This is a genomic window from Candidatus Zixiibacteriota bacterium, from assembly GCA_040752815.1.
In the GTDB taxonomy this organism is placed as follows: Bacteria; Zixibacteria; MSB-5A5; order GN15; family FEB-12; genus JAGGTI01.
This window is the reverse complement of sequence record JBFMGC010000004.1, coordinates 115434-132084: the sequence shown is the minus strand read 5'-3', so window position 1 is coordinate 132084 and position 16651 is coordinate 115434. Positions and strand designations below refer to the sequence as shown.

The 16651-nt window shown below is 57.7% G+C and carries 10 protein-coding genes; 5 read left to right on the top strand and 5 right to left on the bottom strand.

Annotation, left to right across the window (positions count from 1 at the left end; translation table 11 throughout):
• Positions 1-236 precede the first annotated feature (236 nt).
• The 3 genes from AB1772_02430 (at position 237) to AB1772_02420 (ending at position 6653) form a co-directional block, all read left to right on the top strand.
• A complete protein-coding gene (locus AB1772_02430; protein ID MEW5795195.1) occupies positions 237-1121 on the top strand; it encodes a DMT family transporter in 885 nt (294 codons plus the stop codon).
• A gap of 82 nt (positions 1122-1203) precedes the next feature.
• Complete coding sequence (locus AB1772_02425; GenBank protein MEW5795194.1) at positions 1204-2661, top strand: MFS transporter; 1458 nt, start codon at positions 1204-1206, stop codon at positions 2659-2661.
• Between the two features lie 272 nt (positions 2662-2933).
• On the top strand, positions 2934-6653 hold the full coding sequence (locus AB1772_02420) for a thrombospondin type 3 repeat-containing protein (protein MEW5795193.1): 3720 nt from the start codon (positions 2934-2936) through the stop codon (positions 6651-6653).
• A gap of 507 nt (positions 6654-7160) precedes the next feature.
• Here AB1772_02420 and AB1772_02415 read toward each other — a convergent pair.
• The 3 genes from AB1772_02415 to gyrA all read right to left on the bottom strand — a co-directional run bounded on the left by AB1772_02415 (position 7161) and on the right by gyrA (position 11879).
• Positions 7161-8114, bottom strand: a complete 954-nt coding sequence (locus AB1772_02415) for a hypothetical protein (protein MEW5795192.1) — start codon at positions 8112-8114, stop codon at positions 7161-7163.
• A complete protein-coding gene (locus AB1772_02410; GenBank protein ID MEW5795191.1) occupies positions 8092-9042 on the bottom strand; it encodes a DMT family transporter in 951 nt (316 codons plus the stop codon). Before AB1772_02410 ends, AB1772_02415 begins: the two co-directional genes overlap by 23 nt.
• A 407-nt stretch (positions 9043-9449) precedes the next feature.
• Positions 9450-11879 carry a DNA gyrase subunit A gene (gene gyrA / locus AB1772_02405; protein ID MEW5795190.1) on the bottom strand — a complete coding sequence of 810 codons (2430 nt, stop codon included), beginning with the start codon at positions 11877-11879 and terminating at the stop codon, positions 9450-9452.
• A gap of 238 nt (positions 11880-12117) precedes the next feature.
• On the opposite strand from gyrA, the gene AB1772_02400 reads away from it, so the two are divergent.
• A complete protein-coding gene (locus AB1772_02400; protein MEW5795189.1) occupies positions 12118-12624 on the top strand; it encodes a flavin reductase family protein in 507 nt (168 codons plus the stop codon).
• A gap of 206 nt (positions 12625-12830) precedes the next feature.
• Complete coding sequence (locus tag AB1772_02395) at positions 12831-13349, top strand: hypothetical protein (protein ID MEW5795188.1); 519 nt, start codon at positions 12831-12833, stop codon at positions 13347-13349.
• A 159-nt stretch (positions 13350-13508) separates the two neighbouring features.
• Here the strand turns inward: AB1772_02395 and AB1772_02390 are convergent, their stop codons facing one another.
• A complete protein-coding gene (locus AB1772_02390; protein ID MEW5795187.1) occupies positions 13509-14972 on the bottom strand; it encodes a thrombospondin type 3 repeat-containing protein in 1464 nt (487 codons plus the stop codon).
• A gap of 248 nt (positions 14973-15220) precedes the next feature.
• Positions 15221-16645, bottom strand: coding sequence for an ABC transporter permease subunit (locus AB1772_02385; protein MEW5795186.1), 1425 nt, complete (start codon positions 16643-16645; stop codon positions 15221-15223).
• Positions 16646-16651 lie beyond the last annotated feature (6 nt).

Below are 16651 nucleotides of genomic sequence, written 5' to 3'. Positions count from 1 at the left end.
CCTGTTCATAACGGGTCAGTCGCTCGGCCTGCCGAATTGCCTGTAGACCGAACGGATTCTTGAGAAGCCCCGGGCTTCTCTGGATCAAGCGATGCGGCCACCCCCAAAGGGGTGGCCGCTTTGTTTTGTTTTGCAAACCCGCACGTCCGTTGAACCTCTAACTCGCCAATTCGGTCTTGAATAGAGCTGCCCCAGCCGTTACCTTCCGCTCCCGTATGTCTGAGTCAGGAGGATACTTGGGGGAAAGTTTCGCTCTTTTGGCGGCGGTTGTCTGGGCGCTGGCGGTAGTCTGTTTCAAGAAGAGCGGCGAGGCCGTGCATCCAGTCGGTCTAAATGTTTTTAAGAACATTCTGGCGGTACTGCTGTTTGTGCCCACGGCCTGGTTGTTCGGCGAAGTCTTGCTCAGGCCCGCGCCAACAACGGACTACCTGATGCTGCTCTTAAGCGGCGCGCTCGGCATCGGTATCTCCGACACCCTCTTCTTCATAAGTCTCAATATGCTCGGCGCGGGACGCTCGGCGATTGTTGATTGTCTTTACAGTCCATCGATCATCGCACTTTCCATTCCCTTTCTGGGCGAGACTCTGGGCGGCTGGCAGGTGGCCGGGCTGGTGGTGATCGTCTCCGCCGTGCTTTCAATAATGATCGAGCGGCACGAAGTCACCAGGGATCGCCGCCATCTTCTGGTCGGCGTGCTGCTGGGTGCGCTGGCCATGTTCACCATGGCGGTTGGGATCGTGCTCATAAAGCCGCTGCTTAGCCGATCTCCGTTGATGTGGTCCACGGAGATCCGCCTGATCGGCGGCCTGATTGTCCTGGCTCTGGTGCTGGCGCTGCATCCCTCGCGAAAAAACATACTCGTTTCAATCCATGCGCCGCAGCGCTGGGTGTACACTGTGCTCGGTTCGTTTCTTGGAGCGTACTTGTCCATGGTCCTATGGCTGGCTGGTATGAAGTACACGCAGGCCGCAACCGCGGCGGCGCTAAACCAGACGAGTAATATCTTCGTGTTTGTTTTTGCCGCGTTCATACTGAGGGAGCAGATCACAGCAGTCCGTTTGATAGCCATCGTACTTGGCGTGACGGGTGCATTTCTCGTTATGTTCGGACCTTCACTCTGACCGAAAGTGGCCGTTGTTGACTTATTCGCCCGTGCGCTGTTACTTCCACCAATGCACTAACCCCTAAACATCAGGATTACGCATGTCCACACCTTCCGCCGAATCCGCCGCTCCCCATGGACTTTTCGGCCAACTTGCGTCGATGAGCCGCCCGTTTTGGATGGTCAACATCATGGAGATGTTCGAACGACTCGCCTACTACGGGGTGCGGGTCGTCATTCCCATCTACATCGCCCAGGCCGATGAGATCAACGGCCTTCACTTCACGCAGACCGAGAAGGGCATCATCTTCTTCTGGTGGGCGGTGTTTCAGTCGTTGACGCCCTTTCTGTCCGGTGGCTTCGCCGATCGGTACGGCTACAAGAAAACCATTGCCACGTCGATCTTCATCAAAGTCCTCGGTTACATCCTGATGGCGACCCAGCGCGAATTCTGGCCGTTCCTGATCGGCTGCTGCGTGCTCGCCCTCGGCACGGCGATTTTCAAACCCGGCGTGCAGGGCACCATGTGCCAGTCGCTGACCAAGCAGAATTCATCGGTCGGTTGGGGGACGTTTTACATGGTCGTAAACATAGGCGGTTTTCTCGGCCCGCCGCTGGCACACTTTCTATACGGGATATCCTGGCCGGCGGTTTTCTATGGGTGCGCCGGGATAGTCTCGCTAAATCTGCTGATGCTTTTCACATACAAGGATCCGCCGGCCGGCGGAGTGCAGAAGGGCGACCCGTTTCACGTGTTCTGGATCACGCTGAAGAACATCTTCAACCTGAAATTGCTGGTGTTCATTCTCATCATGTCCGGCTTCTGGCTCATGTTCATGCAGTTGTTCGACATGCTCCCCAACTTTATCGTCGACTGGGTCAACAGCAGTCGCGTCGTGCACGACCTTGGCTTGCCGGACTGGATGCTGCAGCAGAACTCGCCGCGCTCGCCGCAGATCTCCCAGGAGTGGATGATCAACATCAATTCGGGACTGATCGTGCTCGCGGTCGTATTGGTGTCGTATCTGGTTTCGCGCATGCGCCGGGTGACATCGATACTGATGGGGATCGCCGTTTCATCGATCGGCCTGGTTCTGGCCGGGTTTACGACGTCGGGCTACTTCTGTCTCTTCGGCATCCTATTCTTCTCGGTAGGCGAGATGCTGGCGTCGCCCAAGATGAATGAATACCTCGGGGTGATTGCCCCCGAAGGCAAAAAGGGCCTTTACATGGGGTACGCCAACATTCCCAACGGAATCGGCTGGGCGTTTGGATCTCTGTTCGCGGGCCACGTGTACGATAATCTCGGCGATAAAGCCAACCTGGCCATAGATTATCTGCAGACGCAATTCGGGATCACCGGTGTCGAACGTACCGACGCGGTCAATAAGTTAATGGAGATCACGGGTAAGTCCGCCCAGGAAGTCACCGACCTGTTGTGGAACGTCTACGACCCATACAAACTATGGTACCAGTTCGCTGCGATCGGCATTGCCTCAGCTTTAGGGATGCTGCTTTACTCGCGCTGGGTCAGGAAACAGGAAGCACCGGACGTGTAGCCCGCACGCTTGTCGAGTCGAGATTATCGCAAAGCGATCCGCGTCTTAGTCTGCTCGCCACGGAAGCACGGCTGGTGTCAGTACGCGCCGGCGGAAGCTCGATCCGGGAGCATGCGGGTTTCGCTTGACCAAGCCGGCCCATTTTGTTATAGTAGCTGAGAAACACCGGGTCGCTTTCATCACACGTTTCTGACCAACTTTAACTACCCCGGGTTACGTACTAAAGTTAAGTCCAGGCTCCCCGGACTTTCATTAAAGCTTGAGGTGAGTCCATGAGAAAGCTGTTCGGACCGGTTCTGGTAGTGGCCGCCGGCGCGCTGGCCGCTGTCTTTATGCTGCCGATAACCGAAAAGGCCCCCTGGGATCTGGATCCCTCGGAGGCCGAGTACTATCGTCACAAGCGTTTTAACAAGCCCCCGAGGCTCAAAAGGCAGCCGTCGGATTACTTCTTCGAACAGCGCGCATTTCCTTACGACAGCATTCCCCAGCTACAATACCGCGAGGCTGTGGCTGAGGCCAAGTACCTGGCACGGCGTCAGGAGGCCGCGCTGGGCGCGGATGCCGTGGTCTGGGCCACCGCTGGTCCGACCAACATCCCCGGCCGAATAAGCTCCCTGGACGTGGATCCGACCGATCCTAATATCTTCTATGCCGGCTCCGCGTCCGGGGGGGTGTACAAAACGACCGATCTCGGTGCGACCTGGGATATCGTTTTCGGTGAGGACGGCACGTACTCCATCGGGGCGGTCGCAGTCGACCCGAATAATCCTCAAGTTGTGTGGGTCGGGCCGGGGGAACCATCGAACTCGATTGATTCCTATGAAGCCGACGGCGTTTACAAGAGTGTCAACGGCGGTTCCACCTGGACCAATGTCCTTCCCCTGGCGACAGCCAGAATAGGCAAGATAGTAATCGATCCGACCAACTCCGACCGTGTCTTTGTTGCGGTGCAGGGTGCGCGCTTTGCCGGCGCCGGGCCTGATCGGGGGTTGTATCGAACTGAGGACGGCGGTACGAACTGGACGCAGGTGCTTTTTGTCGATAATTCCACCGGCTGTGTCGATGTAGCATTTCACCCGTCGACCGGGACGGTGCTGGCAGCCACTTGGCCTTTCGGGTTCGGCCCCACCAGCGCCATCTACCGCTCCACCGCCCAGGGCGATCCTGGGACATTTACGATGATTTCCGGCACCGGCGGCTTGCCTGCTCCCAATGACTTCAGCCGTATCGGGGTGACAATCGATCCGAGTTCGAATTACTGTTACGCGCTGATAATCGGCAGCAATTACAATTTGTATGGTCTCTATCGAAGCAGCGACCTCGGCGTCAACTGGACGCAGGTTAATGACGGTGATATCGCGGGGACTTACGGCGGCTTCGGCTGGTATTTTGGTCAGGTTAGGGTGGCGCCGGGCAATCCCAACATCGTTTACTCGCTTGGTGTCACGCTCTGGAAGAGCACGGACTTTGGTGCAAGCTGGTTCGATGTGACCGGCACCACGCACGTAGACCATCACGCTCTGTACATCTCACCTTCGGACCCCGATGTCCTCTACGACGGCTGTGACGGTGGTGTCAACTACTCCAACGATGGAGCCTCCAGTTGGACCACATACTACAACATGGACAATACCCAGTTCTACGCCATCACCATGGATTTCAACAACCCGGAGCAAATCTACGGCGGCACGCAGGACAACGGCACGATGCGCACGCTGACAGGTAACCTGGGTGACTGGGAGCGTATATTGGGTGGTGACGGCTTCTACTGCCTGGTGGACTACACGAACTCCAATATCGTATTCGCGGAGTCGCAGTTTGGAAATCTGTTCAAGTCGACCGACGGCGGATTTAGTTTCTTCTGGGCGCAGAACGGCATCGATCCGGGCGGAACCGAAACCCACGGGTGGAACACTCCAATCGACATGGACCAGAGCAATCCGCAGGTTCTTTATTACGGAACAGAACTGGTTTATCGCACGGTCGATGGTGCAGCGAACTGGACACCCATCAGTCCCGACCTCACGGCCGGAAGCCGCTATATAACAGCTATCGCCTCGGCCAAAAGCGATCCGGATGTTGTGTATGCGGGTGCGCGGAGTGGAGAAGTGTTTGTCACCATCAACGGTGGCGGCAGTTGGACCGATATCGGAGGAACTCTACCCGATCGGTGGATAACGCGGCTAACCGTGGACCCCACCGACGCCGGAATCTGCTACATTACAATATCAGGGTATGTCGCCGAAGGGTCCAAGCTTCCGCACATCTATCGCACTACCAACTACGGCGCAACCTGGACCGATATCAGCAGTAACCTGCCCGATGCTCCGCTAAACGATGTCATCCTCGATCCTCACGAGGATCAAACCTTGTACGTAGCCAGCGACGTCGGTGTGTACGTCACTGAAGATCTCGGTGCCTCGTGGGCTCCGCTGGGGACGGGTATGCCGATCACGGCGGTGATCGACCTGGTAATGGATGCCAAAACGCGCAAACTGGTCGCCGGTACGCATGGCCGATCGATGTTTTCGACGGTTGTTCCATGCCCTGATGCCACCGACAGCGACGGCGACGGTGTCGGCAACCTATGTGATAACTGCCCCAGTGTCCCGAATGCAAACCAGGCCGACCTGGACAACGACGGTATTGGTGATATTTGTGACAACTGTGTCGACCCCGACGGCGACGGATTCGGCAACGACGGATATCCGGCGACCACCTGTGCCCTGGATAATTGCCCCACGGTGTACAATCCGACTCAGACGGACACGGATTTGGATGGAGTAGGTGATGCCTGCGAGGCAATACCCATGCCTCCGGTATTCGATTCGGTTTACTCTCCGTGCGTGGCGCTTGTGGTTAGTGACCAGGGGAATTTCGCCCGCCAGGGAACAGCCGGGGTAACTCTAGACTATTGGTTCCAGGGTGACTGCGCGTCGGTCTATGCCTATGACGGCACGCCGGTGATAGGCCGATTCACCGGCAGCGAGTACTTGCTCGATTTCTACCTGCACGGGAACAACCGCTTCCTGCGGCCGTCGAACGGCAATCCGATGCAGCCGACTGTATACACTGGTGATGCAGAGTATTTCAACAGCGGCACGTTCGTTACGAATGACGCAGCAATAGCTATCGAGAAGGCCTACTTCGCACCGCAGGAGTTCGATACCTGTAACTTTGTCATCCAGCGGCTGAAAGTATACTCGTGGGACGGTGCCACTCATACCAACGTGGCCATAGGCGAGGCGATTGATTGGGACGTGCCGACTTCTTCGGCAGCCAACAACATTGGCGTTGACCTCAGCGCAAGCCGAGCCATTTTCCTTCGCGGTATCGGCTCGGGTTGTCAGGACAATACCACCCGATACGGCGGCCAGGCGCTGCTCGGTATAGCCTATGGCGGCACCAGTTGCGTGGACACCAGCGTGGCCCCGCCTAATGCGCACACGCGTCTGAATTCTGTCGACATTTTCGCCACCGGCACGTTCGTACCAGAGGAAATCTACAATCTCATGCAAGAGACCGGTTATTTCCCGAACCTGTCATCGGCTGATCAATATACGCTGATGACCTTCGCGAACGGGCTGACCATTGGCCCTGACGACACCGTCTACGTGTTCTCAGCCCTGGTGAGTCTGCTGAGCGGCACTACGGGAGACCTGGCGGTGTCGATCGACAAGGCCAGGGCCTGGATGCTCGGCCATCTGCGGCCGGCTTGCACGCCGCCGGTCTCGTGCTGTGTGGGCCGGGTCGGCGACGCCAATAACTCCGGTGAAGACGAGCCGACCATTGGCGACGTGACTACAATGATCGACGCCAAGTTCATTACTGGAACCTGTAGCGGTGTGATTACCTGTATCGCCGAGGCTGATATTAACCAGTCTGGCGGTGCCGGGGCGACCTGCGAGGATATTACAATCGGCGATGTGACGATTCTGATCGACTACCTGTTCATTACAGGTCCGTCGGTCGTTTTGCCCGATTGCCTGTAACTCTAAGGGTACATCTACAGCGTGGTGGGCTACTCCCGGTGGCCCACCACGCTGATGGCCCACCCGCTTGCGGGTGGGGTGGCACCGTAAACACTTTTCCCACCTTACTCTTTCTCTCCGTCATGCCAGTCTCGATGGAGCGTTGACCAACCCTCGGATCCGCCATCAGCGAGTCCCGACCGCGCTTCGCGGACGGGACGTGGCAATCCCAACCTGCACCTGCATAACCTGTTGAGATTGCCGCGCTACGATGCGGCCGCGTGAACTCGGCGCATCTCCACTCACAATGACCCTGCGTTGGGCTTTTTCAACGGTCCCCTGAATCGGGAATCCATAGCCTCTCGCTCTGGCATAGGCCGGAACGATCATTGAGCCAACAAGCCTCGGGACGCCACGCCCTGAGGGGCGCGACGAAGATCTGACGCCTGCCGAGCGGAAGGTCGCAGGCGTGAAGCAAGTCTGCCCTGCACTTACTATTGATTGGTGCCATTGCGACCTGCCGCGCTGTCACAAATTCAAGTGTTCTTCCGCCAAATAGTAGTTCATCCGCGCTTCGAAATTGAGGGCATCGATGTCCTTGCGATCGAGAAGGGAACCTCCGTAAAGGGGAACAAAGGCATACGACGCGAATTCGCGCTCATTGCTCGGAATGGCGTCCAGACGCGCGCCGATGTTCTCGCGGTCGAGAAGCGTGCGAATGAGGCAAAAGATTTGTGGTCGTTCCCCCCGGAACAGCTCGATCGCCCAGGCAAGCGGCACGACTTCATATTCATCCCGGTGCAGGTGCAGCTCTTCGGCCACTTCCATGGACACCGCAGTCTCAATCAGATCGGATAGATTCTGGGACCTCGTGGTAAAGTCGACCATGCCGGCCACCGAGGGGCCGAGGGTGTTCTGCAGCGAAGCGAGTCGCGATGAGCGCTCGACCCGATGGAGGAAGCGATCGCCGCGTTCGTCGATAATCATCATCGCACACACGCCAATACAAATCGCCAGCGGATTGTTGTCAATTGTCGGCACGATGCACCCCCGGCGATAATAGTCACGAAGCGTCCCGCCCACCGACTGGAATCGCCTGTCCGGGAGATCGAGGGCCAGGCAGGTTCCGGCCTGAAGACCGAAGTCACACGGCTGAACAACCAGGTGCGGAGTACCGGAAGCGAGGTCTGCCGAAGCCAGTTTCATCACTGCCGGGCCGCTGTAGATGCGTCCCTCGGCGCGCATCTGGAAGGCGATCCGCTGGGCGAATTCGCGAATAGTCGGATCAACAATGCGAAACGATTCGGCGAGAAAGTTGAGGCGAACATCCGACGGCCGGACGCCATCGGGGCCGAAAAACCGCACGATGTCGACATAGTCCGACTCGTACTGGCGCAGACGACCAACCCGCCGCTCATCGACGGAGCCCGCGTAGTGCTTCGCGATAAAACCCGCCAGTTTAGAATAGTCCAAGTATTTCATCGGCCATGAACAGGACGGCTACGCCACCCACGGCCAGTATAGCGCCAAAGAAGGCACGAAGCGAGACTTTTTCTTTGTAGAAAACGATCACGTTGGGAATGATCCAAATCGGGGTTGTGGCGTTGAGAGTAGCCGCAACGCCGGCCGGAATCTTAGCTACCGCAATTAGTGAAGTCCAGACGCCGAGAAACGGCCCGCACACGGCGCCGCCGATCGAGTACAGCATGGCCGGGCGATCGCGCAGTGCGCCGAGAGTTTCGCCAAATCGGCCTCGAATAACCGCGTAGATCCATATCATTACGGCCGAAGTGAGCATGCGCAGGAACGACGCCGGCAGCGGGTCCAAAATGCTCCCCGCATTGAGCATCGCGTGTTTTGACAATACCAGTCCGGCCGCCTGCCCGAATGCGGCGACCAGCCCAAGCGTGACGCCGCGAGCGAGGGTGCCGGCATCGGGATGATCGTGAGCGAGGTTGAATTGATTGTGGTTCTGATACCGCCGTTCGATCACCACCCAGGTCACACCGGCGATTGTGATAACGATGCCGAGAAGTGAAATCGGTTGGAGGCGCTCTCCCAGGAATACCCACGCGATCGCCGCGGCCATGATCGGCGCCGTGACCGTGACAAGTGTCAGCAGGCGGGGGCCGATCATGACGAGGGCCTTGAATCCGCAGCCGTCGCCGATAACGAGCCCGAGCAGGCCCGAGAGCGCCAGGTAGAAGACCTGAGTGCGGTTCAGGTCGCTCGGGAACAGCCGCCCGGAAGAAACGAGCAGAACTATGGCGTAAATCGCGACGGCGAAAAGTAAGCGAATGGAGTTTACACGAAAGGAGCCCACCCGGCGGCCGGCCTCGGCAAAGAACAGCGCCGTAAACGACCAGCAGAGCGCGGTTGTGAGGGCGGCAAGTTCACCGGTGTAGGTCATGATCGGGTCGATCCCGCTGTGCGTGGTGGACGTCTTCGTTCGCTACGAGGTCGTTGTCCTGTCTTATCTCAACCCACTCCAAAGAGGGTGTCTCAAAACCTCGATCTCTTGCATCAGGTCTTGCTTCGGGCCCGACTCGCTCCGCGGGTCGGGCCCGAAGTGTGACCTGACGCCGTTGACCGAGCGTGCGTTAGGGGCGTCAGTTCACGCCCCTTCTGCCTCGTTTAACGGTCAAGGCAAAAGGGGCAAGAACTGACGCAACTGTTTCGGCGTTCTTTGGGACGGCCTCCAAAGGGTGGGGCACCGAAGAGGAATTTGTAACGCCGGATCTGTCGGGCAGGGTCGCCCGACAGCACGATGTCACTCCGAGGGAAGGTCCACCGAGGCAGGTTTGAAGCAGACCCGCCCTACTCCTCCTGTACCACCACGGCGACATCGGTGACAGTGTCACCCTCATCCAAATGAATCAAACGCACGCCCTGAGTATTACGTCCGATGACCTTGATCTGGCTCACCGCCTGGCGATTGGCAATTCCGTTGCGCGTGATCAGAATCAACTCGTCGGTATCAAGAACCTCTTTTATCGCTACCACCTCGCCGTTGCGCTCAGAAGCCTTTACGTTTATGACACCCTTGCCGCCGCGATTGGTTACCCGGTAATCCTCAATCGATGTCCGCTTGCCGTAGCCGTTCTCGGTAACCACAAGCAGTGTGCTGTCGCGCCGGACGGCAACCATACCAACAACGTAGTCACCCTTTTCGATATTAATCCCCTTGACACCGTAGGCGGTGCGACCCATCGGTCTTACCTTGTCTTCGGGGAAGCGAATCGCCATCCCTTTGCGTGTGGCGAGGACGATCTCGAAGTTACCGTCGGTGACCACCGCACCGATCAGCTCGTCGCCGCTGCCGTTGATGGTCATCGCCGCGACCCCGGCCTTGCGCGGGTGCGAGAAGGCGTCGAGCGCAGTCTTCTTGATCACCCCCTGCCTGGTGGCCATGACCACGTACTTGTCGGCGGCGAACTCGCGCACGCGAACAAACCCGGCCACCCGCTCGGTTTTGGACATCTCACACATATTCACAATCGGCTTGCCCTTGGTCAGACGGCCGCCGGTCGGAATTTCATGCACTTTTACCCAGTAACAGCGCCCCTGGTCGGAGAAGAACAGAATGTAGTCATGGGTACTGGCAATGAATATGTGCTCGGCGAAGTCCTCTTCCTTGGTCTGAATGCCCTTGACGCCCCGTCCGCCCCGCTGCTGGCGACGATACGCCGACACCGAAAGCCGCTTGACATAACCGAGGTGCGAAATGGTAATGACCATCTCCTCCTCGGCAATGAGATCTTCGACTGTCAGCTCCTCGGCGGCATCCTGGATTTCCGTCCGGCGCTCGTCGCCGTAGTTCGTCACCATCTCCTTCGTTTCATCCTTGATGATCTGCATGCGCAGGGCCCTGGATTCGAGAATGGCCTTGTACTCGGCGATACGCTTGATCAGATCGAGATACTCCTCCTCGATTTTCTGCCGTTCGAGGCCGGTCAGCCGGGCCAGGCGCATTTCCAGAATGGCATCGGCCTGAATCTGACTCAACTTGAATTTCTTCATCAGGCCGTCGCGGGCGGTCGGTGTGTCTTTGGATTTCTTGATCAGTTGGATGACCGCATCGATATTATCCAGCGCGATCTTGTACCCCTCGAGAATGTGCGCCCGCTCCTCGGCCTTGCGCAAAAGGTACTGCGTCCGGCGCGTGACGACTTCATGCCGGTGATCAACCCAGGCCTGAATCAGTTCGCGCAGGGAAAGCGCCCGTGGAATCCCCTTATCGAGTCCGAGCATGATCACACCAAATGTCGTCTGCATAGTGGTGTGAGCGAAAAGCTGGTTGAGCACCACGTCGGTCTGGGCATCGCGCTTGAGCTCGATTACGATACGCATTCCGTCTCGGTCGGACTCGTCGCGCAGATCCGAAATGCCGTCTAGACGTTTGTCGCGAACCAGGTCGGCGATTTTCTCCAGCAGGTTGGCCTTGTTGACCTGGAACGGCAGCTCGGTGACAACTATGGCCTCTTTCCCGCTGCGCATGTGCTCGATCACCGCTTTGGCGCGAACGACAATATGACCCTTGCCGGTGCGATAGGCCTGGCGGATTCCCTCGCGGCCGTTAATAATGCCGCCGGTCGGGAAATCAGGTCCGGGCACCAGTTCAATCAGGTCCTCGTTGGTGCACTCGGGATCGTCGATCACAAGTTCGATCGCTTTGGCTATCTCCCTGAGGTTATGCGGTGGGATGCTGGTCGCCATGCCGACCGCTATACCGGTGGTCCCATTGCAGATGAGATTCGGGAATTTCCCCGGCAGCACCATCGGCTCTTTGATCGTCCCGTCGTAATTGTCCATGAACGCGACCGTCTCTTTTTCGAGATCGGCCAGCATCTCCATGGCAATGGGCGTGAGACGCGCCTCGGTGTAGCGCATCGCCGCCGCCTCGTCACCGTCGATCGAGCCAAAGTTCCCCTGCCCGTCGACCAGCGGATAGCGCATATTGAAGTCCTGCGCCATGCGCACCAGCGTCGGATAGACCACCTGCTCGCCATGCGGATGGTAATTGCCGGACGTATCGCCGCAGATCTTGGCGCATTTGCGAAACGGCTTGCCGGGTGCCAGGCCGAGATCATTCATGGCCACCAGGATGCGCCGGTTCGACGGCTTGAGACCGTCGCGAATATCCGGCAAAGCTCGGTTGGTGATCACCGACATGGAATAGTCGAGATACGACGATTTCATCTCCTCTTCGAGGAAGATGGTCTCGATGCGTTGACGGTCCAGATTCATGCGCAGGTCCTTAAATCCTAACAGTTTAGCCGACTTGGTCGACCTCGTAATAGTACCTTACCAAGGGGTGTAAAGCAACAAAAAATCAGTGCGTCTGCACAACCTAACTTATTGTTGTACTTAGCGTTACGGTGGCCGAATGGGTTGTCGACGGGAATTCGCCAGTTGTGTCCTTTTGGGTGCAAATTCAGTAAGCTGGACTGCCGTATCAGTTATAACGTCTATTGAGACGCGGACCATGCTTTACGAAGGGAGAACATTGGCGACGGTCGAAAGAGACATCAGGAAAGTGCTTGCGAAGCTGGAGTATGGTATCTATGTCGTATCAATGGGCAGCGGCCCGACAGGCAATGCCTTTACTGCCTCGTGGCTGACCCAAGTGTCGAGTGAGCCGCCCATGATTGTGGTGGCGATTCACAATCAGCACCGGTCGGCGCGTCTTCTGAACGAGCGGGATGGTTTCGTGGTCAATTTGCTCGGGCGAGGCGCCGAAGGAGTCGCCAAGACGTTCTACGGTCCGGCGGAAGCGGGTCATGACAGGCTGAAAGATGTCGCGACCTCGCCAGCTCCCAAGACGGGCTGCCCGATCATTCCGGGGGCGATCGGTTTTCTCGATTGCCGTATTGTTAAGCGCGTACCCTGCGGGGATCACACGGCGTTTTTCGGGGAGGTTCTCGCGGCGGAACTCAGCGGCGACACGGAGATCCTGACAAGCACTTCCACGCGCCTTCGTTACGGCGGATGACTTACTGACTTATGCCTGGCGTACCTCCGGGTGCACCAGGTTCTGGGAGCAAGCCAAGTATTCTTCAACGTATTGAGCCGTGGTGGACGAGGAGGTCCTCCACGCACAAGGCCCAAGGCGCCGCCTACAGGGGATGAACCTGCATTTATCGATTTCACCTTATCGTCAAGTAGCCTGCATGCGTGGCCGATAATTCATCAAAGGCCATGATTTACAAGCTCAATTTCAACGAAGGCGTGATGGAATTCTGCCGCAACCACGGCCGGGCGTTTCTTGAGGCGGCCGGTCCCAAAGAAGCGGTGCTGGCGGCGCGGGGGCTTTTCGAACATACGCGGGATGAGCGAGTCAAATCGCTCGGCCCGGGCCGGTTCATGGTGACGTTCAAGGTCAATCTCGACTATCGCCTGCCGCTTGTGCGCGGTGTCGAGAAAGCGGTCAAGCTCTTGCGGACAGTGGATCTGTATCAGGATGGCAGGTACATCGACCGGTACGCTGTCGCCACAGTGTTCATGGAAACCGGCAGCCCCGACTATCTTACGGACACCGACATCAAAGAAGAAATCTCGACCCTCCGCAAAGCCGCGGTCGTGGCTCGGGAAGTCCCCAGCGTGGTCGCGTTTATCGACTACGATATAGCGATCTACAATTATCTTGAACTGAACACTAAACAGGGTTATCGCAGCCGCGTGGTGCGCAAGACAAAAGTGACTAGCGCGAGTAAGTAACGGTGCCTCGGTGGCCCACCCGCTTGCGGGTGGGATTGAGATAACGCTCGCACGGGTGTCTGTCGGGCAGAGTCGCCCGACAGCACTTTACGCATCCCACCGCAAGAGGTGGGGCTCCCGTGTAACCCACAGCAAGCTCTGGACTACCAGTATCACCGGTCACAAGCACGCCGGCAACGGCGTGCCGGAGATAAACAGGTTGTCAATGAGCGTAGTGACGTCGCCTATCGTAATGTCTTCGTAGGTTGGAGTGGCGCCGCCGGATTGGTTGGCGTCGGCCTCGGGAAGCGAACACAGTTCAACTCCGCTTATGAACAGATGATCGATCAAGGTGGTGATGTCGCCGATAGTGACGTCGTCCAGTGGATCACAGTTGACATTGCCCACCGTGCCTACACAGTCACAAGCATCGCCGATGCCGTCGGAGTCGCCATCCTCCTGCCCGGGGTTGGCCACTAGCGGGCAGTTGTCGGCAATGTCGGCCACACCGTCGTTGTCGTCGTCTGTGTCACATACATCGCCCAGCCCGTCATTGTCATAATCGCGCTGCTCCGGGTTGGAGTCGGCCGGACAGTTATCGCAGGCATCACCAAGACCATCGCTGTCGGCATCCTCCTGGCCTGGGTTCGCAGCGAGCTGGCAGTTGTCGCTCGCATCGAGAGCGCCGTCGTTGTCGTCATCAGGATCGCAGATATCGCCGAGCGCATCGCCGTCGAGATTCGCTTGCGAGGGATTCGCCGCCAACTGGCAGTTATCCGTCACATCAGGCACGCCGTCGTTGTCATCGTCGGAGTCGCATACATCACCATCGCCGTCGCCGTCATTGTCCTCCTGAAGCGGATTGGCGGCGCCCGGGCAGTTGTCCTCGCTGTCGGGGATGCCGTCATGGTCGGTATCGGGCATACATGAAACCGCCTGCGTCTCGCCGTGAACCCAGTAGAACGGGAACCCTGGCATGTTGTCCGGATCGGGCCAGAATGCGTACCAGCCGTACCAGTTGTTCATGAAGTACTGGAAAATGTGGCAAAGGTCGGGGTCCGAACTGACATCGAACATCACGGATGGCAGTAGTCCGGTGAACGTATCCGTGTACTCGATTCCGATGAAGAACGGGCGATCGACACACAGGGGAGTACCGAAATCAACTCTCCCCACCGCGGGATACGCGAATGATGCCGAATCACAGGTCAATGGGACACGAAGGAGCTCATCGCCGGGGCCGAGACAGCTATCCGCCGGGGAATACATGTCGAAAAGCACGACGTCCAGTTGAACCGGCCATTTGTAAGTGCGGGGGTCGTAGAAGTTGTTTGGATCCAGTAAAACGAACGAAAACCCGGTGACCTCGAACGGGTAGGTGGCACCACTGCAGGCGGCCGGATCGAAATATGTAACGGTGCGCTGGCCGGTCTTGTAAGTGGAGCTGTAACCGAGCACCGAATCGGCGACAAAGTGCCGCCACAGGTCGCACTCGGCATCCGATGACATCGCGCCCTGCAGGACGATTCCGCTGGCTGCAGGCACGGTCGCAAACTCGGCCGTGATTTGCTCGGCCCAGGCGCCGAGAGCGACAAGATACAGGGCAAAAAGTGTCATCGATAACAGGCGAAAGGTGGTATTCATGTCGTCTCCTGCGGTACTGATCGCTTCACAAGCTCATAGAATTCTTCGTTCGATATCTGACCGGGCACTCGGTTGAGTAACCAATCGTGTTTTGGCAGCATGCGGTAGTGCCCAGGATGAGTTCGCTCGTGAATTCATACGCAATATACCGGCCGGAACGCAACCGGTCAATGGATTGCTTGGGACAAAGGAACACGAGGGCCCGGCCCCCCCTCTTTCCGGGGGGGTCGCTGAGAGTGGAGGAAGTATTATCGCAGATCGTATCTAAGGAACGCGACGAATGCGGCTGCGAACACCAGCAGGATGTCAAAGGCCAGAATGCCGAAGTCAACCACGGTGGGTGCGATTGCGGAGGCAAGTGCAGCCACCGGTGGGACAAATCTCGGTAGATCGTCGATCTCTAGACCATCGCGGCTTCTCGATGCATCCACGGCGAGCTTGCTCTCGCCGTCCTCGTCCGTTTCCACGGTAATTCTAATCCCGCTGGTTTCGCCGGATTCTTCCTGTTTGGCCGACACATACCGGCTGAACTGATCGCGATATTGGCCCATGGCGTCCTCGTAGCGGGCTTTCGAGTCAGTGTCCGTTTCAGCCAGTGTCATGGCCGCAAGGTTGTACGCGCTGGCCGGCGACAGACGCGCCAGTAGCCAGGCCAGCCGTTCCTGTCTGATCTGACTCTGGCGGAGACCCTCGCGCAGCCGTCGATCGTATGCCTCGATCTCCTTCTCCATCTCTTTGTGGAGCGAATCCTGTACCCGAAGCGCCGACTCCTGGCCGGGGGAGAAGTCACGACCCGTGATCTTGTTCAAATGCTCCGTCCACTTCTCGTTGGCATATGCCTCCCGTTGCGCCTCGATTTCGGCCATGCGTGGAACTTCGACAATACCTCCCGCCGCCATCACGCCGGCTCTCGGAATGATCATGACGAATCCCACCCAAACCAACAGGGCGATCAAGAATGATACGGAGGATCGCCGCGTAAGGGTCGATACCAGCACACCGAGCAGTATGAAGAACGTAAACAGCAGTAGCGAGATACCGACCAGGACGGTTAGCCTCATCCAATGTGCAGCGGTCAGAGGAACGCCCATCGCCAACACTAACAGCAGGCTAAGCAGGATTGGGATGCCGAGAGGCAGCACCAGACCGAGCCAGGAGCCCGCGCATTTGGCAAGCAGGTATTGCGCCCGCGGCACGGCGTTGGAAAAGACAAGCTTGAGCGTGCCCGATTCGCGTTGACCGTTGACGGCATCGTAGGTAAACTGGATCGCCATTAGAGACAGCACAAACATGACGATAAAGACGAAGTCGACAAAGCGAAATACCGCAAAAATGGGGTCATCGGAGTACACACTATGGACCAGCTTCACCGGATCTTGCGCGGAGATTGTCGACCATCGTCCGATATCATAGCTGAGGCCGGAGACAAACACCTGCATGGGATCCGGCGCGCGATACGTGCGAGTGGCCAGCCGACCCCAAGAGGTCTCCTGACGTAGTTCCTCGTCGACCAATTGCGACCCCGCCTCGTATTGTCTCGTTGCCGACTGGTACTCGCGAATGCCAGTGAAAACGGAGAGGAGGATAAGGACGGAGCAGACCACGAACGAGCCCACGAACTTGGGACTCTGTACTATCGCTTTAAGTTCTTTCTGGATAAATGTGCTGAGCATGTGATA

Coding starts and splice junctions, on each gene's coding strand:
- AB1772_02425 (MEW5795194.1), top strand. CDS start 1,204: ATGTCCACACCTTCCGCCGAATCCGCCGCTCCCCATGGACTTTTCGGC.
- gyrA (MEW5795190.1), bottom strand. CDS start 11,879: ATGAATCTGGACCGTCAACGCATCGAGACCATCTTCCTCGAAGAGGAG.
- AB1772_02390 (MEW5795187.1), bottom strand. CDS start 14,972: ATGAATACCACCTTTCGCCTGTTATCGATGACACTTTTTGCCCTGTAT.
- AB1772_02420 (MEW5795193.1), top strand. CDS start 2,934: ATGAGAAAGCTGTTCGGACCGGTTCTGGTAGTGGCCGCCGGCGCGCTG.
- AB1772_02415 (MEW5795192.1), bottom strand. CDS start 8,114: ATGAAATACTTGGACTATTCTAAACTGGCGGGTTTTATCGCGAAGCAC.
- AB1772_02385 (MEW5795186.1), bottom strand. CDS start 16,645: ATGCTCAGCACATTTATCCAGAAAGAACTTAAAGCGATAGTACAGAGT.
- AB1772_02410 (MEW5795191.1), bottom strand. CDS start 9,042: ATGACCTACACCGGTGAACTTGCCGCCCTCACAACCGCGCTCTGCTGG.
- AB1772_02395 (MEW5795188.1), top strand. CDS start 12,831: ATGATTTACAAGCTCAATTTCAACGAAGGCGTGATGGAATTCTGCCGC.
- AB1772_02400 (MEW5795189.1), top strand. CDS start 12,118: ATGCTTTACGAAGGGAGAACATTGGCGACGGTCGAAAGAGACATCAGG.